The sequence below is a fragment of the endosymbiont of Lamellibrachia barhami genome, assembly GCF_011947365.2.
In the GTDB taxonomy this organism is placed as follows: domain Bacteria; phylum Pseudomonadota; class Gammaproteobacteria; order Chromatiales; family Chromatiaceae; genus QGON01.
Map to the genome: position 1 here is coordinate 1481065 of NZ_JAAVSH020000001.1, position 21494 is coordinate 1502558.

Sequence of the window (21494 nt, forward strand, 5' to 3'; positions counted from 1 at the left end):
ATGCTGCTCTATCTGACCGATTGGCTTTCGCAATATGACACGGCATTCAATGTCTTTCAGTATCTGACACTGCGTACCATTCTCGGGGTACTCACCGCGCTGCTGATCTCATTGATGGTCGGCCCGGTGATGATCCGCAGACTCAGTACCCACCAGATCGGGCAGACCATAAGGGACGATGGTCCGGAGACCCACTTCTCCAAGGCCGGTACGCCCACCATGGGGGGAGCGCTGATCCTGGTAGGAATAGCCGTCGCCACCCTGCTTTGGTCCGATCTGGGCAATCGCTATGTCTGGATCGTGCTGTCGGTGACGTTGCTGTTTGGCGTCATCGGCCTGGTGGATGACTACAAGAAACTGGTACTCCAGGATCCACGCGGACTCGCCTCCCGCTGGAAATATTTCTGGCAGTCGGTGGTGGGCCTCGGGGCCGCCTGCGTGCTCTACTTTAGCGCGCAGAGTCCGGTGGAGACGCAACTGTTGATCCCCTATCTAAAAAATGTGGCGTTGGATATCGGCCCCTGGTACATCCTGCTGACCTATTTGGTCATTGTGGGTTCATCAAATGCTGTGAATCTCACCGATGGCCTGGATGGTTTGGCGATACTGCCGACGGTGATGGTGGGTGGGGCGCTGGGTCTGTTTGCCTACCTTACCGGACACGTTGACTTCGCCGCCTATCTGAAAATCCCCTATATCCCAGGACTGGGTGAACTGATCATTTTCTGCGGCGCTCTGGTGGGTGCAGGGCTGGGGTTTCTCTGGTTTAACACCTATCCGGCGCAGGTCTTTATGGGAGATGTGGGCGCACTGGCCCTTGGCGCTGCCTTGGGCGTGGTTGCGGTTGCGGTACGCCAGGAGCTGGTGCTGTTCATCATGGGGGGAGTCTTCGTCATGGAGACCATATCCGTGGTGCTGCAGGTCGCCTCGTTCAAACTCACTGGGCGACGCATCTTCATGATGGCGCCCTTGCACCACCATTTTGAATTGAAGGGTTGGCCCGAACCCCGGGTCATTGTGCGTTTCTGGATCATCACCGTCATCCTGGTGTTGGTCGGATTGGCGAGTCTGAAGATCAGATGAGGGATGGAATGCAGGTCATGGCGCAGCAAGCAGGTAAAATCCTGATTGTCGGTCTGGGCAAGACCGGGCTCTCCTGCGCCCGTTATCTTATGCGGCAGGGTGTGCCTGTTGCAGTGACCGATAGCCGTGAGCAGCCGCCCGGGTTGCAGGATCTGACCGATGAGATGCCGGATGTGGCGCTGTTTCTCGGTAGTTTTCAGCCTGAGGTATTCCTCGCAGCGGAGCAGCTGGTAGTCAGTCCCGGCTTGTCGTTGCAGGAGCCCTTGATCCAGGAAGCCCAGCGGCGGGGCGTTGAAATCGTCGGTGACATCGAACTTTTCTGCAGAGCGGCACAAGCCCCTATCGTTGCCATTACCGGCTCGAATGGTAAGAGCACGGTCACCATGCTGTTGGGTGAGATGGCCCGTGCCGCCGGGTTGAATGTTGCCGTTGGCGGCAATATTGGAGAGCCGGCGTTGGATCTGCTGGATGAAACAGTGGATCTCTATATTCTTGAGCTGTCGAGTTTTCAGTTGGAGACGACTCAGTCCCTGAAGGCCGATGTGGCAGTGGTGCTGAACATCTCCGCAGATCATATGGATCGCTACGCCTCACTCGATGAGTATGCGAAGACCAAGGCGGCAGTTTACCAGAACGCCAGGGTTGGCCTGGTCAATCGGGACGATTCGCGGGTCGTTTCCATGAGCGGTGCTGCCAGCGCTGAGTCGGGATTTACCCTTGAGGCGCCACTGAAAGACGATTTCGGCATTTGCGAGAATGCAGAGGCCCGCTGGTTGTGCCATGGAACCACCCCCCTGCTGCCTGTGAGCGAACTGAAGATCCCAGGTTTGCACAACCAGGCAAATGCGCTGGCCGCCTTGGCGCTGGGTGTGGCGGTGGATCTGCCCATGCAGCCGATGTTGGCTGCCCTGCGGGGTTTTACCGGCCTGTCTCACCGTACCCAGTTTGTCGCTGAAAAAGGAGGTGTGCGCTGGTACAACGATTCCAAAGGCACCAATGTTGGTGCGACCATTGCCGCACTGGAGGGTCTCCACCCCCAGAACGGAGAGAGCCGCAGCGTGCTGATCGCCGGTGGCGACTGCAAAGGGGCGGATTTCTCCGAGTTGGCGCCGGTAGTTGAACGCACCGCCCGAGCAGTGATCCTGATCGGACGGGATGCCCAGGTTATCGAACAGGTGCTTTCCGGCAGGATTGTTGTGGAGTGTGCGGAGAGCCTTGAAGCGGCAGTGAACCGGGCAGCGGAATTGGCAAAACCTGGAGACCGGGTGCTGCTCTCACCGGCGTGCGCCAGTTTCGATATGTTCCGCAATTATGAAGCCCGTGGTGAAGCCTTCATTCAGGCGGTTGAGGGGTTGGTGTCATGAGTGCCATGGCAAGACCACAGGCGATCATCGGCGGTAAAGAGGGCGTTCTCTCGCCACCAGTCATTGACTACTGGCTGATGGGGGCTGCACTGATCCTGCTCATGTTTGGTCTGGTGATGGTGGCCTCCTCTTCCATGTACGCCGGTGAGCGTATCGCAGGATCGCCCTTCTTCTTTGTGATCCGCCACACCATTGCGCTCTGTATTGGACTGGTTGGCGCTGTGGTGCTGTTTCGCGTACCTGTCTCAACCTGGGAGAGGGCAGGGCCGGTACTGGTGTTCGTCGGTTTGGTGATGTTGGTGCTGGTATTGATACCGAATATCGGTAAAGAGGTGAACAATGCGCGGCGCTGGATTCCACTGGGGGTCTTCAACCTGCAGAGCTCTGAGTTCGTGAAGTTGTTCATGGTGATCTATATCGCCGGTTATCTGGTGCGCCGTCAGAGTGAGGTTACCAGTTCGCTGTGGGGTTTTGCCAAGCCAATGATACTGGTGCTTCTGACCAGTCTGCTGATTATGCTGGAACCCGATTTCGGCACCACGGTGGTGCTCTTCGCCACGGTCTTGGGCATGCTCTTTCTGGGCGGAGTCGTATTGTGGCAGTTCACTATTCTGCTGACATCCTCTGCCCTGGCTGGTGGCGCACTGATCTACTTTTCAGACTACCGCTGGCGGCGGATCACCGCCTTCATCAACCCTTGGGATGACCAGCGGGATAGCGATTACCAACTGGTGCAGGCGCTGATCGCCTTTGGCCGTGGTGAAGTGACCGGTGTCGGTCTCGGCAACGGCATACAGAAACAGTTCTATCTGCCCGAGGCGCATACCGACTTCATTATGGCGGTGATTGGAGAGGAGTTCGGTCTGATCGGAACCCTGGGGGTGATTTTCCTGTTTGCCTTCATTACCTGGCGCGCCTTTCAGATCGGTACCCGGGCGATGGCCCGGGAGAAGCGTTTCTCCGCTTATACCGCCTACGGTTTCGGTATTTGGATCGGCCTTCAGTCGTTCATCAATATCGGGGTGAACGTGGGGTTGCTGCCCACCAAGGGTTTGACCCTGCCCTTTATAAGCTACGGGGGTAACAGCATTATCGTCACCTGTCTGGTAATCGCCGTGCTGCTGCGTATCGATCATGAATTGCGGCAGCAGAGTGACGGCGTAAAGCCGGGAGGCCGCTCATGGAGCCGCGTGTGATGGTGATGGCAGGCGGCACAGGCGGACATGTCTTTCCCGCGCTGGCGGTGGCTGACTGGCTGATGGCAGAGGGCATTGCTGTCTTCTGGCTGGGTACGCGGCGGGGAATGGAGGCGAAACTGATCCCGCAGCGGGGCATTCCTATGGAGTGGATCGAGGTCCGTGGCGTTCGCGGCACGGGTCTGCTGCGTCGGCTGGCAGCGCCTTTTGTGATTTTGAAGGCACTCTGGCAGACGTTGCGGATACTGCGCAGAAACCGCCCGAGTCTGGTACTGGGGATGGGGGGTTTTGTCTCTGGTCCGGGTGGCCTGATGGCACGCTTGTTGGGTATTCCACTGGTGATTCAGGAACAGAATGCAATCCCGGGTTTTACCAACCGTCTCCTCTCCCATTTTGCGACTCGGGTATTCGAGGCGTTCCCCGGCAGTTTTGACACAGCCAGGAGAGCGGTTGAGTCGGGCAATCCGGTGCGCCTGGAGATCGCTGAACTGCCGGAACCTGCAACGCGGTTCGAGGGCCGGGTCGGGCCGTTACATCTGCTGGTGCTGGGCGGATCCCTTGGCGCCCAGGCATTGAATGAGACGGTGCCAGCCGCACTGGCCCGGCTGCCGGTTGGACAACGGCCCGAGGTGCGCCATCAGGCGGGCGAACGGAGCTATGACACGGCGGTCTCCGCCTATGAAAAGCATGGAGTAGATGCGGATATCAGCGCCTTTGAGCACGACATGGCGGGTGCCTATGGCTGGGCTGACCTGGTGATCTGCCGGGCCGGGGCGCTTACCATTTCAGAGCTGGCGGCCGCCGGGTTGGGTGCAATCCTGGTCCCCTTCCCCCATGCGGTTGACGATCACCAGACCCGCAACGCGGCCTATCTGGTGGATGCCGGTGCTGCACAACTCGTCCCTCAGACTTCGCTGGATGCAGTCACCCTGGCAGATATGCTGGAAGCGCTGTTGGCAGATCGAAAGATACTATTAAGTATGGCCGTCGCTGCACGCCGATTGGCACGTCCCGATGCCGCAGAACGGGTAGGCCGGGCCTGTCTGGAGATGATTGAAAGATGAGTGACAAGAATCGCCGCCGCCACGCCCCCGACAGCATGGGCCGCATGCGCCGCATCCATTTTGTGGGTATCGGTGGTGCCGGTATGAGTGGTATCGCCGAGGTGATGGTGAATCTGGATTATGCGGTTTCCGGATCCGATCAGCGTGAAAGCGCGGTGACCCGGCGGTTGGCTGGATTGGGCGCGCAGATATTCATCGGTCATGTTGCGGAGCAGGTCAGGGATTGTGATGCCGTAGTGATCTCCAGCGCCGTGAAAGCGGATAATCCGGAAGTGCAGGCTGCCAGAGAGTGGCGTATCCCGGTGGTGCCACGAGCGGAGATGCTGGCGGAGATCATGCGTTTCCACTACGGCATCGCGGTGGCAGGTACCCACGGCAAGACCACCACCACCAGTCTGGTGGCGAGTGTGCTGGGAGAAGCGGGGCTGGACCCCACTTTCGTGATCGGTGGACGCCTCAACAGCGCCGGCGCCAATGCACAGCTGGGAGAGGGAGACTATCTGGTGGCGGAAGCGGATGAAAGTGATGCCTCATTCCTCTATCTGCAGCCCATGCTGGCGGTGGTGACCAACATCGATGCCGATCATATGAGCACCTATGGCGGCGATTTCGACCGTCTTCGCGGGGCCTTTCTGGAGTTTCTTCACCACCTGCCTTTCTATGGTCTGGCGGTGCTCTGTATCGATGACGCCGAAGTCCGTGGGCTGTTGCCTGAGATCACCCGGCGGGTGCGCACCTACGGATTCTCCGAAGATGCTGATGTGCGGGCGGTGGAGGTCACCCAGAAGGGGGCGATCACCCGTTTCGGATTGGAGTGCGAGGGCTGGAATCAGGATCTGCGGGTCACCCTCAATATGCCGGGACGCCACAATGTGTTGAACGCCCTTGCGGCGATTACCGTAGCGCTGGAGCTGGGTGTCGAAGAGGCCAGTATCCAGCGGGCGTTACAGAATTTTCAGGGGATCGGCCGACGCTTTCAGACCAGCGGCGACTGTCTCGTGGGCAATGACCGGGTGATGTTTGTCGATGACTATGCACACCACCCCAGCGAGATAGCCGCCACTCTGGCGGCAGTGAGGGCCGGTTGGCCGGAACGGCGTCTGGTGCTGTCTTTTCAGCCCCATCGCTACACCCGGACCCAGGAGCAGTTCGAGAATTTCGTGCAGGTGCTCTCGCAGACCGACGTGTTGCTGCTTACCGAGGTCTATGCCGCAGGGGAAGCGCCTATTCAAGGTGCGGACGGGCGTGCGCTGAGCCGCGCTGTGCGTATGCGCGGGCAGGTTGATCCGGTATTTGTCGAGCTGCTGGAGGAGTTGCCGGAGGTCCTGGCCGGACTGCTGCAGGAGGGAGACATAGTCCTCACCCTCGGAGCGGGCAGTATTGGAGCCATCGCTGCGGATTTGCCGAAAAGACTGTGTGAGGGGATGGTCGGATGAATAAATTGTTCGATATGAGTCGGCTCCATCAGGGTTGTGGGGAGGCCTTGAATTCCGCGCATCTCCAGCTGTGCTTCGGCGTGGCGCAAGACCATGAGAAAGATGGGCTGCAGCAGACCGGGCGGAATCGATCCCTGCTTTCACCTCATCGACCAGATGATCAAAGATGTGTAGGGGAGCCCCGGAAATGATGCCTGCGCTGGACGAACAATCGCTGCGGGGTGAACTGCTGCTCGACGAGCCCCTGTCCGGTCATACGACCTGGCGGGTAGGCGGTCCGGCGCGTCGTTTCTACCGTCCTGCGGACAGCGCGGATCTGGTGCGGTTTCTACAGCAGTTGGAAACGGATGAACCGCTGCTCTGGCTGGGTCTGGGCAGCAACCTGCTGGTGCGTGACGGTGGTTTTCCCGGCACGGTGATTGCCACTCAGGGTCGGCTCAACAGGCTGGAATGGCGGGACGGGTCACGGCTCTACGCGGAGGCGGGCGTCTCCTGCGCCAAGGTGGCGCGCACTGCGGCGCGGGCGGGTCTCTGCGGGGTCGAGTTTCTGGCGGGTATCCCCGGCACACTTGGCGGTGCTCTGGCGATGAATGCCGGTGCCTTTGGCGGTGAGATCTGGGATCAGGTGAAACAGGTGGAGACCCTGGACCGTTACGGGGAGGTGCGGAAACGCACTCCAGATGACTTCGATATCGGCTATCGCAGCGTAAAGGGTACTGCAGGGGAGTGGTTCCTCTCCGCCGAACTGCAGCTGCAGTCGGGGGATGTGAGCGCGTCGCAGCAGGTGATTCGGACGCTGTTGGACCGGCGTGCGGCGACTCAGCCCACGAGTCTGCCGAGTTGTGGTTCCGTATTCAGAAATCCGACTGGTAACCATGCGGCAAAACTGATTGAGGCAGCAGGTCTCAAGGGGACGCGGATTGGCGGTGCACAGGTCTCTGAAAAGCACGCTAATTTCATTATCAACACCGGCGATGCCACTGCGGCGGATATCGAGGCGTTGATAACGAAGGTGCAATCTGAGGTTGAACAGCGCAGCGGTGTGCTGTTGGTACCGGAAGTCCACCGGGTTGGAGAGGCGCGGTGAAGCGGCGGCAGAAAAAAGCGCCGCTCAGCCGGTGGAAAAAGGGGGTGATCCTTCTGCAGGTGTGGGGGTTTGCACTCCTGTTGTCCGTACTGGGTGGAATTGGCGCAGCTTGGGGGATTGCCCAGCTGCAGGATCCAAAAGTGATGCCGCTGCGGGTGATTGGGATCGATGGAGAGATATTACATCTCGATCCAAAGCTGCTGAAACAGACAGTGATCAAAGCCATTCGCGGTAGCTTTTTCAGCGTCGACCTCAATTTAATCCGCGCCGAAGTGGAAGGATTGCCTTGGGTGGCCAGTGCAAGTGTGCGGCGGGTCTGGCCCGATACCCTGCGGGTCAATGTGGTGGAGCAGGTGGCGCTGGCACGTTGGGGTAAGAGGGGGTTGGTCAACCAGCAGGGGGAGATCTTTCGTCCTCAGCGGCTACCAAAACTGCCTGAACTGGTGACTTTGGAAGGGCCGGAGAGCAACGCTGCCGCCATCAGTCGTGACTTTCTGCGCATCGAGGCGCTGCTGAAGACCGTGGAGCTGGATCTGAAACATGTCTTGGTCGATGCCCGTCAGGCGTGGCGGCTGAAGACCCGGCAGGGTCTGACATTGAATTTGGGACGATCTGACATCGCCCAGCGGCTGGCACGTTTTGTACGGCTCTATCCCGGCTTGGGAGATGGTAAAGAGGGGCGGTTGGAAACGGTGGATCTGCGTTACACCAATGGATTTACGGCACGCTGGAAGGCGTTGCCGAAGCAGGAATTATCAACAGACAATCCGGCTCGGCAGAGCGGGAAAAAACGGATTGCAGGACTTTGAATGACCAAGAAAAGTGAAAAAAATCTGATTATTGGCCTGGATATCGGCACCTCCAAAGTGGTGGCCATCGTGGGAGAGGTCAAGACCGGTGATGAGATAGAGGTCATCGGCATCGGTTCCCACCGCTCACGCGGGTTGAAGAAAGGGGTCGTAGTGAATATCGAGTCCACGGTTCAGTCGATTCAGCGGGCGGTGGAAGAGGCGGAATTGATGGCGGGCTGCGAGATCCACTCGGTCTTTGCCGGTATCGCTGGCAGCCATATCAGCAGCCTCAACTCTCACGGCATCGTTGCGATCCGTGACAAAGAGGTGACCCAGGGTGATGTGGAGCGGGTGATCGATGCGGCCAGGGCGGTGGCGATCCCGGCGGATCAGAAGATCCTGCATATCCTGCCCCAGGAATTCATCATCGATGAACAGGAGGGGATCCGCGATCCCATCGGTATGTCGGGTGTGCGCCTCGAAGCCCGAGTGCACATGGTCGCTGGCGCCGTCAGCGCGGCGCAGAACATCATCAAATGCGTGCGCCGCTGCGGTCTGGAGGTCGATGACCTGATCCTGGAACAGTTGGCGTCGAGTTACTCGGTCCTGAGCGATGACGAAAAGGAGCTGGGGGTCTGCCTGGTGGATATCGGCGGCGGCACCACCGACATAGCGGTCTTCACCGGTGGAGCGATTCGTCACTCCGCAGTGATCCCCATCGCCGGGGATCAGGTGACCAATGATATTGCGGTGGCGCTGCGCACACCGACCCAGCACGCAGAAGATATCAAGATCAAATATGCCTGTGCCCTGACCCAGTTGGCCACCAACGATGAGAGCATCGAGGTGCCCAGTATCGGTGACCGGCCGCCGCGCAGGCTTTCGCGTCAGACCCTGGCGGAGGTGGTTGAACCCCGTTACGAGGAGTTGATGACACTGATTCAGGCGGAATTGCGACGTAGCGGTTTTGAGGATGTGATTGCGGGCGGCGTGGTGCTGACCGGCGGAAGTTCCAAGATGGAAGGGGTGATCGAGTTGGCGGAAGAGGTGTTTCACATGCCGGTCAGACTCGGGGTGCCGCAATACGTCACCGGGCTGGCCGACGTGGTGCGCAACCCGATCTATTCCACCGGCGTCGGGTTGCTGCTGTTCGGTAACACAAACCGGAGTCGTGGTGTGGTGGATCTCTCCCATGATGGGGGAATGAAAGCGATCTGGGAACGGATGAAGAATTGGTTTCAAGGTAATTTTTAACTTTATGTAGTGCAGGCTGTTGGCAGACAGACGGGCGGATAAAAGAGGAGATAGGCAATGTTTGAACTAATGGATACACACAGTCAAAACGCTGTGATCAAAGTGGTAGGCGTAGGCGGTGGCGGTGGCAATGCAGTGAACCACATGCTGACGGGCGAGATTGAGGGCGTTGACTTCATCTGTGCCAATACCGATGCGCAGGCACTGCGCAACAGTGAGGTGCGTACGCTGTTGCAACTGGGTTCCGATATCACCAAAGGCCTGGGTGCAGGCGCAGATCCTGAGATAGGCCGGCGGGCTGCCCTTGAGGATCATGACCGGATCCATGAGGTGCTGGAGGGGGCCGACATGATCTTCATCACTGCTGGCATGGGCGGCGGCACAGGTACCGGCGCAGCGCCGGTGGTTGCCCAGGTGGCCAAGGAGTTGGGCATTCTGACGGTGGCGGTAGTGACCAAGCCCTTTGGCTTCGAAGGCAGCAAACGCATGAGGATTGCCGAAGAGGGCATGGCCGAACTGTCGAAGAGTGTCGACTCCCTGATCACCATTCCCAATGAGAAGTTGTTGGCGGTGCTGGGCAAGGATATGAGTCTGTTGAACGCCTTCAAGGCGGCAAACGATGTGTTGCTGAACGCGGTGCAGGGCATTGCAGATCTGATTACCCGTCCCGGCCTGATCAATGTGGACTTCGCTGACGTGAAGACAGTGATGTCGGAGATGGGTGCGGCAATGATGGGTTCAGGTGAGGCAACGGGTGAGAACCGGGCCCGTGAGGCGGCGGAGAAGGCGATTCGCAGTCCGCTGCTGGAAGACATCAACCTGTCAGGCGCAAAAGGTATTCTGGTCAATATCACAGCGGGTCTGAACCTCTCCATCGGCGAGTTCGACGAGGTGGGCAATACCGTGCGGGAGTTCGCTGATGAAGACGCCACTGTGGTGGTGGGAACGGTCATCGACGGCGATATGCAGGAGGAGATGCGGGTTACCGTGGTCGCCACCGGACTGGGTGATCTGTCTGCGGCCGAATTACCGAAACCGGCTCGTCAGGCCGATGCGGGACTGGAACTGGTGGGTACGGATGTCGTCAAACCAGGCCCGACTGACTACAGAGAGCTGGATCGTCCGACGGTGGTGCGCAAGGGTTTGGCGGCCAAATCTGCCGCCGAAGCGCCGACAAAGACCAGTCTCGACTACCTTGATATCCCGGCATTCCTGCGTCGTCAGGCCGATTGAACTTTGTGGGATAGCCGCGTTCAGAGTGTTGGAGTTTCAGGGTGGTGCAGCGTGCCGGGGGCGGAATCAAATTTGGTTCCGATCCCGCATGTTCAAAGAATGCGACGGCCTTTTTGTCGGATAATTTGACATGTGATAACATTCCCGCGCTCATAAAGGTCAATTTCTCAAGGGAGCGAAAACGGCAATGATTCGGCAACGCACACTGAAAAATGTGATTCGCGCCACTGGCGTCGGATTGCATACAGGTCAAAAGGTCTATCTGACCCTAAGGCCTGCTGCGCCGGATACAGGTATCGTATTTCGCCGGGTTGACCTGGATCCGGCGGTGGAGATCCGTGCCTGCCCGGAAAATGTCGGTGACACTCGTCTCTCTACGACCCTGATGCAGCACGGTGTCAGGATCTCGACGGTGGAACATCTGCTTTCAGCCCTGGCCGGACTCGGTATCGATAATGCCTATGTCGATGTCAGCGCCCCCGAAGTGCCGATCATGGACGGCAGTGCCGGACCCTTCGTATTCCTCCTCCAGTCTGCCGGAGTGGAGGAACAGAACGCGGCCAAGCGCTTCATCAAAATCAAGCGCAAGGTCGTGGTGGAGGATGGAGACAAACGCGCCAGTTTTGAACCTTTTGATGGATTCAAGGTGAGCTTCGCCATCGATTTCGATCATCCGGCGTTTGAGCAGCGGGCGCAGTATGCCAGCGTCGACTTCTCCTCCACCTCATTCGTCAGAGAGGTGAGTCGCGCCCGGACCTTCGGCTTCCTGCGTGATATCGAGATGCTGCGTCAGCGGGAACTTGCCCTCGGCGGCAGCATGGACAACGCGGTGGTCGTGGATGACTATCGGGTGCTGAACGAAGATGGTCTGCGTTACGAAGACGAGTTCGTCAAACACAAGATCCTCGACGCCATCGGCGATCTCTACCTGCTCGGCCACAGCCTGATCGGCGCCTTCAGCGGCCACAAATCGGGACATGCCCTCAACAACCGCCTGTTGCGGGAACTGATGCAGGACCAGGATGCCTGGGAAGAGGTCACCTTCGACGAGACCGAAAAGGCGCCTATCTCCTATATGAAGCCTGTTCAGGTGACCTGACTCAATCTCCGGCTTACGCCGAAAAAGGCCGCTTCCGTCTGGAGGCGGCTTTTTTTTGCGGCGAACTTTTTCCTTTCGGCGGCAGAATTGGGTGACATTCTAAGATTGACAAACACCTCATCATGGAAGGAGCGGCGCTATCGCCGCGATTTGCCTAACTATGGAGTAATCGCGGCAGTATGGTTCATTGCCTCCGTCCTGTTTAATCGTTGAATGCATCCACACCACCTGAAGTGTTCTTGTCCATCGGGACAGAGAAACAGCAGGAAGTGAGGAAAACCATAATCGAACGACAAGATGGGAAAGAGAGTTTTTTGGGTGGGAGCGCGAGTGTTTTTTTGAGCCGGTCTTTTACTGATTCAGATCAATATTTCGGTGCGCAATTAAAGAATATTCTTCCCATATGGCCTATAAAAAGTTTAGAGGGTTCTATTTTCTGGAAGGATTGAATATTTGGAGTCGTTGTTTTCTGGTTCGATATTTACGAAGTTTTGGCAGATGGTCAGAGGGCGCTGACGTAAGAAAAGTCTGGGAGCGTGATTGTATAAATTATATTCCCTTCGCGCTTTGTTCCAATAATAAACATGGCGTCCTGTGGTTTGGTGCTTGCAGCGTGTATGCAGCAAATGGAGGTTGTTATGCGAACATCAGCTTTATTTTTTTTGGCAGCAATAGCCATAGCGTCAATAGCCGGTCAAGTCCATGCGTGGGGGCAGCTAACAGTAGACGAGTTGAACAATAAAATTTCAATGTACGTACAGTTTGGACCAGATTCATGGTACCAAAGTAGTGTAGATGCTCAACAAGACTTTATTAAAGGTGCGCGTGTTGGCATGGAAATGTGGGAATCAGTAATCCCTGAGTTGGACGTTGTATGGAAAGGTAATCCTGAAGATACTAACATAATTCTATCTGTAAAAGATTGGAGTCCTAGTTCATGGACCGCTCTCTCATTTTTTCCAAACGGGTTCCGCACAGGGCTAACGTCGAACTGCACTGATCAGTATCAATGTGAAATACGATTCCACGATCGTAATAAACAAGACTTTAAATATAATTCTTTGCTGTACAAATCAAAAGAAGATGCATTTTTTTCATACCAACCTGCCACATACCCGCCTGTCTACTATCATGGGTCTCCAATCGATACCTGTGAAGAAGCTTCGTCAGAACCCGGTAATATTGGCTTCATAGATGGAACCACTTTCACCACACCATTCAACCCAAGTGCTCAGGTTTCTGATTCAAGCAACCAAGCATCAATAATCATGTTTCACGAGTTTGGGCATACGTTGGGCATGCAACATTGGCGTCTACCAGTAGATGAATGGATTGACTATTATGGAAATCCGAATCCATCTGGTGGTGATCCCATAATCACTGTAGACAAAACACTCTACCCTGACCTTCCTGATGAGTATTATGGCGGTGGAACATGTAAGGATCCATGGATAGGAGACCTTGACTTAAATGCACCTATGGTCACTAATCATTTTGCAGATGTAAGTGGTACATTGCCAGAAGGTATACCAGTCGCACCACTAGTACACAATACCCAAGTGGTTTTTTCATCTGATGTGGATCGTCCGTTTATGCAGAATTACGATCTAACCTACCCGCACACGAGCAAAATTATCGTCATGTCAAATATCAATGAGGACTATTATCACACCAACAATTGGTATGACGCGATATATCGGATGTTTGAAACGGAACTACTTTACACAGATAGATACTATGTAATTGATCTGGACTCCAATATTGTTTCAACATATGTAGGAACAGGCGAATCAGGTGATTTGGATGGTGATATCACTGCAGCCAGCTTTAATGCCCCATCTGGTTTTTTTGTTGATACAGATGGTTCTCTATACATTGGTGACAGTGGCAATAATAAAATCCGCAAAATCTCACCTGATGGGATAGTTTCGACAGTAGCTGGCACCGGCGAACAAGGCTATAACAATGGCCCAATCAATACTGCAACCTTTACTTCACCGGCTTTTTTCGGAAAGGATAGCAGTGGTAACTCATACATTATTGAGGGGGCAGGGCATCACATAAGAAAGATTTCTGCCGAAGGTGTTGTTACAACATTTGCAGGAACCACTGGTGTGGCTGGTTATGGTGATGGGGTAGGTACATCTGCCCTGTTTAATAACCCCAATTCATTGGCGATTGATTCGAATGATAATGTTTTCGTATCGGATGGTGGTAACAATAGAATAAGAAAAATCTCTCCTGACGGAATGGTTACTACATTTGCAGGAACTGGAACTGCTGGCTTTGCAGATGGCCATAGGTTATCAGCGCAATTTGACTATCCTGCAGGCGTTGCCGTTGATAATGTTGACAATATATATATTGCAGATTACCAGAATAACAGAGTTCGAAAAATCAAGGCGGGTACTGACAACGTTATTACGATCGCAGGCAATGGATCTAATGGGGTGGTTGACGGTTTTTATCCAATCGCAGAATTTGGTTCCTTGTCGGATATTTTTGTAGACGATACTGGCAATATTTATGTTACAGAATATTTTACAAGAGTGGTTAGAAAACTTACGCCTGTAGGTAATGATAGTTACGAAGTCAGTACAATTGCCGGTGCTTTCACAGAGGATGCTGGTTATCAAGATGGTCCGGGAAGCATCGCAAGATTCCATAACCCATCTGACGTTGGCGCAGATTCAAGAGGCAATATCTTTGTTACTGATCACACAGACCATAGAATAAGAAAAATAAGCACTGCAATTCAACTAACAGTTAATGGATCTAAAGTTGGTGGCCGCATCAATAATGCTGATACAGACAACTGGTTTGAGTTCACAGTGTTGACAGAAGACTTATTCACAATTGAAACGCATTCAGGATCTTTAAACGATACTTACATTTCATTATACGGGCCGAGTGATGAATATAGACTATTAAAAGAAGATGACGAAAGTGGCGTTGGAAACGCAGCAAAGATTATTACGCATCTACTTCCAGGCGCATACAAAATAAAGGTGACCGCGCCTGATGACACAGTCGTCCAAGAAGGTGCTTATACCATTAGAGTCACCTCATCCTCTTTATATCTAAATTTAGATGGAACGCATACGGACGGCAATATTTCTTTTGCGGGTGACAATGACTGGTATGAGTTTGATGTTATTACAAGGGGAACTTACACCATTAAAGCTTCAATGGTTGCAGTATCACAATTAAAAAATGCCCACATGTACTTATATGGCGATGGCTCCGCAGGACAGAATATCCCGACCACTCTTGTTGAAGAATCCAAGGATACAGTTAACATCGGGGAACCTTCAATTATGAAGGCAGAATTAGACCCAGGAAAATACTGGCTTAGAGTCAGAGCTGAAGAGATGGATGATACAGGCGCTTACGAACTCACTATTACTTCCAGACTACCACCCATTCCACTAACTAACGGCCCATGGACCGCAGTCGCAGGAAATCCATTGATATTCGATGGAACAGCATCATATGCCCAGAATCCCGGTACAACTATTGTGTCGTATGAGTGGGATCTGGATGGTGACGGTATCTTCAACGAAGAACTTGATGATGGAATCATCACTTCACCAGGCATAGTGACCAAAACAATTACATTGCCAAGTTCTGGTGTTGCCGTATTAAAAGTAACAGATAGTATTGGTGACTCTGCAGAATCAGATGCTGAGATCATAACGATCGGATTGGCCTTTGTAACAAACTACCAAAATTGCTGGGTCAATCGTTTGACGCGCTTTATCAGTCGTTATGGGATTATTGTTACTATTAAGAATATTGGCAGTGATGAAATAGAAAATCTCGTGCTGACACTAACAGAGGTACCTAGCAACCGCTTTATCTATGTTCCAGCCAAAACGTCGGAATTGGGTAACTTGGCACCTGGTGATGAAGCCACTACCGCATGTAATCCTACCACCAAGGAAGCTGACATTCAGACCACCCTCAATCGACGCATCCCACCAGACGGCAGTTGGAGTTGGGAGGCTGAATTCGACTTGGGTGGATCTCACTATATAATTCCAAATCTTCCGCCGCTGGCGCCGTAAGTATGGATGAGGTATTTGGGGTCTATCTAACCGGGGTGCAGGTCTTGCGATAGAGCATGGGTGGGTTCCCTTTTTATCTGCTCCCGTGCTTACTCAGGCGCAGCAGCGCCTCCCGCAGTTCGTCTGATTCGGTACACTCGGCGGTACTGCGAATCATCTCGGCGCTCTCTGCGGAAAGGGTCAGCGGTTCCTCCGGGTGGTGCCGTTCGGCCGGTGCCGATTGGGGCAGGAATACCTTGATCTTGATACTTTCCAGCGCCACGCCTTCGGACTTCATTTTTTCCCGCAAATCCCGTCCCAGGTAACGGAACCGGCTGGCCCAGGCGGGTGAGTCGACAAACAGCACCAGCCGGGTTTCATGGGGTACAGCTCCGATGCAATGGTCGCCCAGGGGTTCGGGCAGCAGCTGGCGAATCCTGGCCAATAGCGCCGCATGTTGCGCCAGTTTTTTGTTCAGGGTTTTGATCGATTCCCGGGAGCCAAACAGCTCTTCCAGCGACTTCATCTTGCTTTGCATGGGCAAATCATAGGAGAATGCGCGGCTGTATGCCATCGCAATTGGCAGAGAAAGGCCTAAAGGTTTCGGCTTAAGCGGTCGATAAATGCTGTAGTTCCCCCTGAAAATCCCGGATAGAACTGGTTAAATGAAGATCATCTACCTGCGTGGCATCGGAAAGAGCTGTAGTACTACAGGACGTTGTCTATCGGCAATCACCCTACTTGGACTGCTTTGCGTCTTTGGCGCAGGCATGCTCTTGACCGGTTACAAAATGGGTGTGCAGGACGTGACCTTTCCTGAGCACCAGCTGGTGCGTTCCCTGAGAGATACCTTCATTCAGGAGCGCCTTCTGCTGGAAGATACCAGGACCGATGCCCAGGAGCGCATCGATGGCCTGGCCATGCGGCTGGGGCAGTTGCAGGCCAATCTGCTGAGGTTGGATGCCCTTGGACAGCGTCTGGTGGATATCGGCAGCCTGGATAAGGGTGAGTTCAGTTTCGAGGCGCCGTCAGCGGTGGGTGGCCCGGTAGTGGCTGAAGTTGCGAAATCGCAGTCGGTGCTGCCGGAGATCCTGAAGGATATGGACAGTCTGGAAGCGCTTATTGCGAACCGGGAACAGCAGTTGATGTTGCTGGAAGATCTGATTATGAACTCGGAGCTGGAAAAATCCGTACACCCTGCCGGTCGTCCCGTGGCCAAGGGATGGATCTCCTCTTACTACGGCATGCGCAACGATCCGTTTACCGGTAAGCGCACCATGCACAAGGGGATGGACTTCGCCGGCAAAAAGGGCTCGGATGTGGTTGCGGTGGCGGCAGGCGTGGTGACCAAGGCGGGCAAACAGAGTGGCTACGGTTACCTCATTGAGATCAATCACGGCAAAGGTTACGTTACCCGTTACGGCCACAATGCCCAGGTTGATGTCAAAATCGGCGATCGGGTGCAGCAGGGTCAGACCATCGGCAGCATGGGTTCCACCGGCCGCTCCACAGGTCCTCACGTCCATTTCGAGGTGCTGCGCAATGGTAAAACCGTCAATCCCACCAAATATATCCGTTCCAAGCGCACCGAAGCGCGAGCCTGATTTCCGCAAAGCTCTCTTTTTCTGAAATCCTGTTGGTCTTGAATCCAGCGGATTGATCCGCATATTTGCTGGAACAGTGCCGGATAAGGTGCTGGAACAGCATCATCACTCCATCTTTCCCCTCCTGTCTTCATGAAATCGATGGCATGGGGTATGATTGCCCGATTTCGCATTTTTCACGGACACCAACAACTACATGGTCACCAATATCTTCAAGAAGGTCTTCGGCAGCCGCAACGAGCGTCTGATCAAGCGGATGAGCAAGAGTGTTGCTCAGATTAGTGCGCTGGAAGCGGATATGGAGGCGCTTTCGGATGAAGCGCTGAGTGCCAAGACTCAGGAGTTTCGCGAACGTCTGGAGAAGGGGGAGTCTCTCGACTCACTCCTGAACGAGGCCTTTGCCGCAGTGCGTGAGGCGGGGCGTCGGGCCATGCAGATGCGTCACTTCGACGTGCAGCTGATCGGCGGTATGGTGCTCAACCAGGGCAAGATCGCGGAGATGCGAACCGGTGAAGGCAAGACCCTGGTCGCCACTCTGGCGGTCTATCTCAATGCCTTGCCCGCCAAGGGTGTGCATGTGGTGACGGTGAACGACTATCTGGCCCGTCGCGACGCGGTCTGGATGGCCAAGATCTACCACTTCATGGGGCTGAGTACGGGTGTCATCAACTCCTCCGGTGGAGCGGGGTCTGACAGTGCATCCTACCTCTATGATCCCGAACACAATGGTTCCACGGGTGGCTTCCCGCACCTGCGCCCCGTTGAGCGTAAAGCGGCTTATGCCGCTGACGTGATCTATGGCACCAACAATGAATTCGGCTTCGACTATCTGCGCGACAATATGGCGTTCAGCGGAGAGCAAAGGGTACAGCGTCCCCCTTTCTTTGCCATCGTGGATGAGGTGGACTCCATCCTCATCGATGAGGCACGTACACCGCTGATTATCTCCGGCCCCACCGACGACAGTTCCAATCTTTACCAGGCGGTCGATGCGATCATTCCGCAGCTGACGCGGCAGGATCCCATCACCAACGACGAGGGGCAGCCGGACTTCGGTCCCGGTGACTTTTCGGTGGATGAGAAGGCGCGCCAGACCTTTCTCAGCGAAGAGGGACATCAGCATGTGGAGGATATGCTGACTGAGGCCGGGCTGCTGGATGAGAACGCAAGCCTCTACGATTCAGCCAATATCATGCTGATGCACCATGTGAATGCGGCGCTGCGTGCCCATGCTCTGTTCCAGAAGGACGTGGAGTACATCGTCAAGGATGGGCAGATCGTTATTGTCGACGAATTTACCGGCCGCACCATGCATGGCCGCCGCTGGTCCGATGGGCTGCACCAGGCAGTCGAGGCCAAAGAGGGTGTGGAGATTCAGCACGAGAATCAGACGCTTGCCTCGATCACCTTCCAGAACTATTTCCGGCTTTACGAGAAACTGTCGGGTATGACGGGTACTGCCGATACCGAGGCCTTCGAGTTTCAACAGATCTATGGATTGGAGGTAGTGGTCATCCCCACCAACATGCCCATGATCCGTGACGATAAGGGTGACCTGATTTTTCTTACGCCGGATGAGAAGTATCAGGCGATCCTCGAAGATGTAGAGGATTGCGTGAAGCGGGGTCAGCCGGTGCTGGTGGGCACCGCCTCTATCGAGACCTCGGAACTGGTCTCCAATCTGCTTCAGCAGGCCAATGTCGAGCATAAGGTACTGAACGCCAAGCACCACGAGCACGAGGCCGAGATCGTAGCTCAGGCCGGTGCGCCGGGAGCCGTTACCATCGCCACCAATATGGCGGGCCGTGGTACGGACATCGTGTTGGGCGGCAATCTTGAGACTCAGTTGGCTGTGTTGGGAGAGGAGCCGGACAAGGTAAAAGTCGATGAGATGACTGAGACGTGGGGGTTGGTTCACAAGCAGGTCATTGAGTCTGGTGGTCTGCACGTGGTGGGTACCGAGCGCCATGAGTCCCGCCGTATCGACAACCAGTTGCGGGGCCGCTCCGGCCGCCAGGGTGATCCGGGTTCAAGCCGCTTCTATCTTTCGCTGGACGACAGCCTGATGCGCATATTCGCCTCCGACAAGATGAGCGGTATCATGAAGCGGTTGGGCATGGAGGATGGCGAGGCGATCGAGCATCCCTGGGTGACCAAGGCGATCGAGAATGCGCAGCGCAAGGTTGAGGGGCGCAACTTTGATATCCGCAAACAGCTGCTCGAATACGATGATGTGGCCAATGACCAACGCAAGGTGGTCTATCAGCAGCGTAACGAACTGATGGAGACGGAGGACATCTCCGAGACTATCGCCAGTCTGCGCGCCGACGTGGTGGATGTGGTGATGCACCGGTCTATCCCCCATGAGAGCCTTGAAGAGCAGTGGGACATTCCCGGACTGAGTCAGACGCTCTCTGATGAGTTTAGTGGAGAGTGGCCGATCCAGCAGTGGCTGGATGATGACCATGATCTGCATGAAGAGACTCTCCAGGCGCGTATTGAGGAGACGCTCAAGGCTGAGTACCAGAAGAAAGAGGGTTTCGTCGGTGCTGAGGGGATGCGTCAGTTCGAGAAGGGCGTGATGCTGCAGACGCTCGACGGTATCTGGAAAGAGCATCTGGCCGCGATGGACTATCTGCGCCAGGGGATTCACCTGCGGGGATATGCGCAGAAAAATCCCAAGCAGGAGTACAAACGCGAGGCTTTCGAGATGTTTTCCAACATGCTCGACAGCATCAAAACTGAAGTTGTGGGTGTTCTCGCCAAGGTTCAGGTACAGATGCCGGAAGAGATGGCGCTGCAGGACCACTCTCAGCAGGACACTGACTTTGAGTTCAAGCATGAAGAGTTTCATGGCCTGACCGAAGAGGAACAGACGGTGCCGCAACAGGCCGCTGCTGGAAAGGAAGAGCATCAGCCGTTTGTGCGCGAGGGACGCAAGATCGGGCGCAATGAACCCTGCCCATGTGGTTCTGGTAAGAAATACAAGCAGTGTCATGGGCGCATCGCCTGATCATGGGGGGTGACGTCTACTCTGTCCCCGGCATTCGCCTGGGGGTGGCGGCAGCGGGCATCAAGTATTCCGACAGGAATGACCTGCTTGTCATAGCGTTACCTGAGGGGGGGTGTTGCGCCGGCGTCTTTACCCGTAATGCGTTTTGTGCGGCCCCGGTGCAAGTGGCCAAACAGCATATGGGGGCAGAAGCCCCCCGTTATCTGCTGATCAATTCAGGAAATGCCAATGCCGGCACCGGCGACCAGGGCATGTTGGATGCGCAACGCTCCTGTGCGGCGCTGGCTGAGGTTACCGGCTGTAAGGCTGCCCAGGTTCTGCCCTTCTCCACCGGTGTGATTGGTGAGAATCTGCCGGTCGATTGCATTGCACAGGCGCTGCCGAAAGCGATTGAGTCGTTGGATGAGGCGTCGTGGGAGGTGGCCGCGGCGGCGATAATGACCACCGACACCCGCCCCAAAGTGGTATCCCGACAGTTTGATCTGGCGGGAGAGACTATCACTGTGACTGGCATTGCCAAAGGCTCCGGTATGATCCGGCCCGATATGGCCACCATGCTGGCCTATCTGGCAACGGATCTGGCCGTGGATGTTTCGCTGTTGCAGCAGTGCCTGCTCGATGCGGTCCAGCCCTCCTTCAATAGCATTACCGTGGATGGGGATACCTCCACCAATGACGCCTGCATGCTGCTGGCCAGTGGCAAGGCCGGGGTTGAATTGGTGTCTGATGTCGATTCTGAGGCATACCGGAAACTGAGTCAGACGGTCACCGAGGTCTGCATGTCTCTTGCGCGTGAGATAGTGCGGGACGGCGAGGGCGCAACCAAACTGGTCGAAGTGCTGGTGGAATCCGCAACCAGTGAGCGGGAGGCGAGATCGGTTGCCTATACTATTGCCCACTCCCCACTGGTCAAGACCGCGCTTTTTGCCTCCGACCCCAACTGGGGGCGTATTCTCGCCGCAGTGGGGCGGGCTGGCCTGGAAGATTTGGTCATTGATCGGGTGGAGATCTGGCTCGATGACGTATGTATCGTCCGGGATGGGGGACGCGCCGCAGACTATACGGAAGCGGCAGGACAGCAGGTGATGGATCGCGCCGAATTTACCATCGGTGTGAAACTGGGCCGAGGTCATGCCGCAACACGGATACTGACCTGCGATCTTTCCTACGACTACGTCAAGATCAATGCTGAATACCGAACCTGATGGATTGACCTTGACTCAC

Annotated in this window: 15 protein-coding genes; 14 read left to right on the forward strand and 1 reads right to left on the reverse strand. The window is 55.3% G+C overall.

Annotated elements, in window-relative coordinates; genetic code table 11:
* From mraY to G9Q73_RS06740, 11 genes are all read left to right on the forward strand, one after another.
* Positions 1-1083 carry a phospho-N-acetylmuramoyl-pentapeptide-transferase gene (mraY, locus tag G9Q73_RS06690; RefSeq protein WP_177419103.1) on the forward strand — a complete coding sequence of 361 codons (1083 nt, stop codon included), beginning with the start codon at positions 1-3 and terminating at the stop codon, positions 1081-1083.
* An 8-nt stretch (positions 1084-1091) separates the two neighbouring features.
* Positions 1092-2447 (forward strand): UDP-N-acetylmuramoyl-L-alanine--D-glutamate ligase, encoded by a 1356-nt coding sequence (gene murD, locus G9Q73_RS06695; protein WP_177421304.1) that lies wholly within the window; start codon positions 1092-1094, stop codon positions 2445-2447.
* A complete protein-coding gene (ftsW, locus tag G9Q73_RS06700; RefSeq protein ID WP_177419104.1) occupies positions 2444-3643 on the forward strand; it encodes a putative lipid II flippase FtsW in 1200 nt (399 codons plus the stop codon). Before murD ends, ftsW begins: the two co-directional genes overlap by 4 nt.
* Positions 3628-4707 carry an undecaprenyldiphospho-muramoylpentapeptide beta-N-acetylglucosaminyltransferase gene (murG, locus tag G9Q73_RS06705; RefSeq protein WP_177419105.1) on the forward strand — a complete coding sequence of 360 codons (1080 nt, stop codon included), beginning with the start codon at positions 3628-3630 and terminating at the stop codon, positions 4705-4707. Before ftsW ends, murG begins: the two co-directional genes overlap by 16 nt.
* Positions 4704-6143, forward strand: coding sequence for a UDP-N-acetylmuramate--L-alanine ligase (murC, locus tag G9Q73_RS06710; protein WP_177419106.1), 1440 nt, complete (start codon positions 4704-4706; stop codon positions 6141-6143). The genes murG and murC overlap by 4 nt, the downstream gene beginning before the upstream one ends.
* A 190-nt stretch (positions 6144-6333) precedes the next feature.
* A complete protein-coding gene (gene murB, locus G9Q73_RS06715) occupies positions 6334-7230 on the forward strand; it encodes a UDP-N-acetylmuramate dehydrogenase (protein ID WP_177421306.1) in 897 nt (298 codons plus the stop codon).
* A complete protein-coding gene (locus G9Q73_RS06720) occupies positions 7227-8039 on the forward strand; it encodes a cell division protein FtsQ/DivIB (RefSeq protein ID WP_177419107.1) in 813 nt (270 codons plus the stop codon). The genes murB and G9Q73_RS06720 overlap by 4 nt, the downstream gene beginning before the upstream one ends.
* Positions 8040-9275, forward strand: a complete 1236-nt coding sequence (ftsA, locus tag G9Q73_RS06725; RefSeq protein ID WP_177419108.1) for a cell division protein FtsA — start codon at positions 8040-8042, stop codon at positions 9273-9275. It begins immediately after the preceding gene.
* Between the two features lie 57 nt (positions 9276-9332).
* Positions 9333-10508, forward strand: a complete 1176-nt coding sequence (gene ftsZ / locus G9Q73_RS06730; protein WP_177419109.1) for a cell division protein FtsZ — start codon at positions 9333-9335, stop codon at positions 10506-10508.
* 187 nt (positions 10509-10695) lie between these two features.
* A complete protein-coding gene (gene lpxC / locus G9Q73_RS06735; RefSeq protein WP_177419110.1) occupies positions 10696-11607 on the forward strand; it encodes a UDP-3-O-acyl-N-acetylglucosamine deacetylase in 912 nt (303 codons plus the stop codon).
* A 638-nt stretch (positions 11608-12245) separates the two neighbouring features.
* Entirely contained in the window at positions 12246-15674 is a 3429-nt protein-coding gene (locus tag G9Q73_RS06740) for an NHL repeat-containing protein (protein ID WP_177419111.1), read from the forward strand.
* 73 nt (positions 15675-15747) lie between these two features.
* Here G9Q73_RS06740 and G9Q73_RS06745 read toward each other — a convergent pair whose 3' ends face one another.
* The gene (locus G9Q73_RS06745) at positions 15748-16191 is read right to left on the reverse strand and encodes a DciA family protein (RefSeq protein WP_177419112.1); all 444 of its coding nucleotides are present in this window, start codon (positions 16189-16191) and stop codon (positions 15748-15750) included.
* A 127-nt stretch (positions 16192-16318) separates the two neighbouring features.
* Between G9Q73_RS06745 and G9Q73_RS06750 the strand changes: the two genes are divergently transcribed.
* From G9Q73_RS06750 to argJ, 3 genes are all read left to right on the forward strand, one after another.
* Positions 16319-17257 carry a M23 family metallopeptidase gene (locus tag G9Q73_RS06750; RefSeq protein ID WP_177419113.1) on the forward strand — a complete coding sequence of 313 codons (939 nt, stop codon included), beginning with the start codon at positions 16319-16321 and terminating at the stop codon, positions 17255-17257.
* Between the two features lie 196 nt (positions 17258-17453).
* Positions 17454-20270, forward strand: coding sequence for a preprotein translocase subunit SecA (gene secA, locus G9Q73_RS06755; RefSeq protein WP_177421307.1), 2817 nt, complete (start codon positions 17454-17456; stop codon positions 20268-20270).
* Between the two features lie 2 nt (positions 20271-20272).
* The gene (argJ, locus tag G9Q73_RS06760) at positions 20273-21475 is read left to right on the forward strand and encodes a bifunctional glutamate N-acetyltransferase/amino-acid acetyltransferase ArgJ (RefSeq protein ID WP_177421308.1); all 1203 of its coding nucleotides are present in this window, start codon (positions 20273-20275) and stop codon (positions 21473-21475) included.
* Positions 21476-21494: the final 19 nt, after the last annotated feature.

Bases quoted from the DNA above. Each gene is read 5' to 3' on its own strand.
- mraY (WP_177419103.1), top strand. From the start codon at position 1: ATGCTGCTCTATCTGACCGATTGGCTTTCGCAATATGACACGGCATTC.
- murD (WP_177421304.1), top strand. From the start codon at position 1,092: ATGCAGGTCATGGCGCAGCAAGCAGGTAAAATCCTGATTGTCGGTCTG.
- ftsW (WP_177419104.1), top strand. From the start codon at position 2,444: ATGAGTGCCATGGCAAGACCACAGGCGATCATCGGCGGTAAAGAGGGC.
- murG (WP_177419105.1), top strand. From the start codon at position 3,628: ATGGAGCCGCGTGTGATGGTGATGGCAGGCGGCACAGGCGGACATGTC.
- murC (WP_177419106.1), top strand. From the start codon at position 4,704: ATGAGTGACAAGAATCGCCGCCGCCACGCCCCCGACAGCATGGGCCGC.
- murB (WP_177421306.1), top strand. From the start codon at position 6,334: ATGCCTGCGCTGGACGAACAATCGCTGCGGGGTGAACTGCTGCTCGAC.
- ftsA (WP_177419108.1), top strand. From the start codon at position 8,040: ATGACCAAGAAAAGTGAAAAAAATCTGATTATTGGCCTGGATATCGGC.
- ftsZ (WP_177419109.1), top strand. From the start codon at position 9,333: ATGTTTGAACTAATGGATACACACAGTCAAAACGCTGTGATCAAAGTG.
- lpxC (WP_177419110.1), top strand. From the start codon at position 10,696: ATGATTCGGCAACGCACACTGAAAAATGTGATTCGCGCCACTGGCGTC.
- G9Q73_RS06740 (WP_177419111.1), top strand. From the start codon at position 12,246: ATGCGAACATCAGCTTTATTTTTTTTGGCAGCAATAGCCATAGCGTCA.
- G9Q73_RS06745 (WP_177419112.1), bottom strand. From the start codon at position 16,191: ATGCAAAGCAAGATGAAGTCGCTGGAAGAGCTGTTTGGCTCCCGGGAA.
- G9Q73_RS06750 (WP_177419113.1), top strand. From the start codon at position 16,319: ATGAAGATCATCTACCTGCGTGGCATCGGAAAGAGCTGTAGTACTACA.
- secA (WP_177421307.1), top strand. From the start codon at position 17,454: ATGGTCACCAATATCTTCAAGAAGGTCTTCGGCAGCCGCAACGAGCGT.
- argJ (WP_177421308.1), top strand. From the start codon at position 20,273: ATGGGGGGTGACGTCTACTCTGTCCCCGGCATTCGCCTGGGGGTGGCG.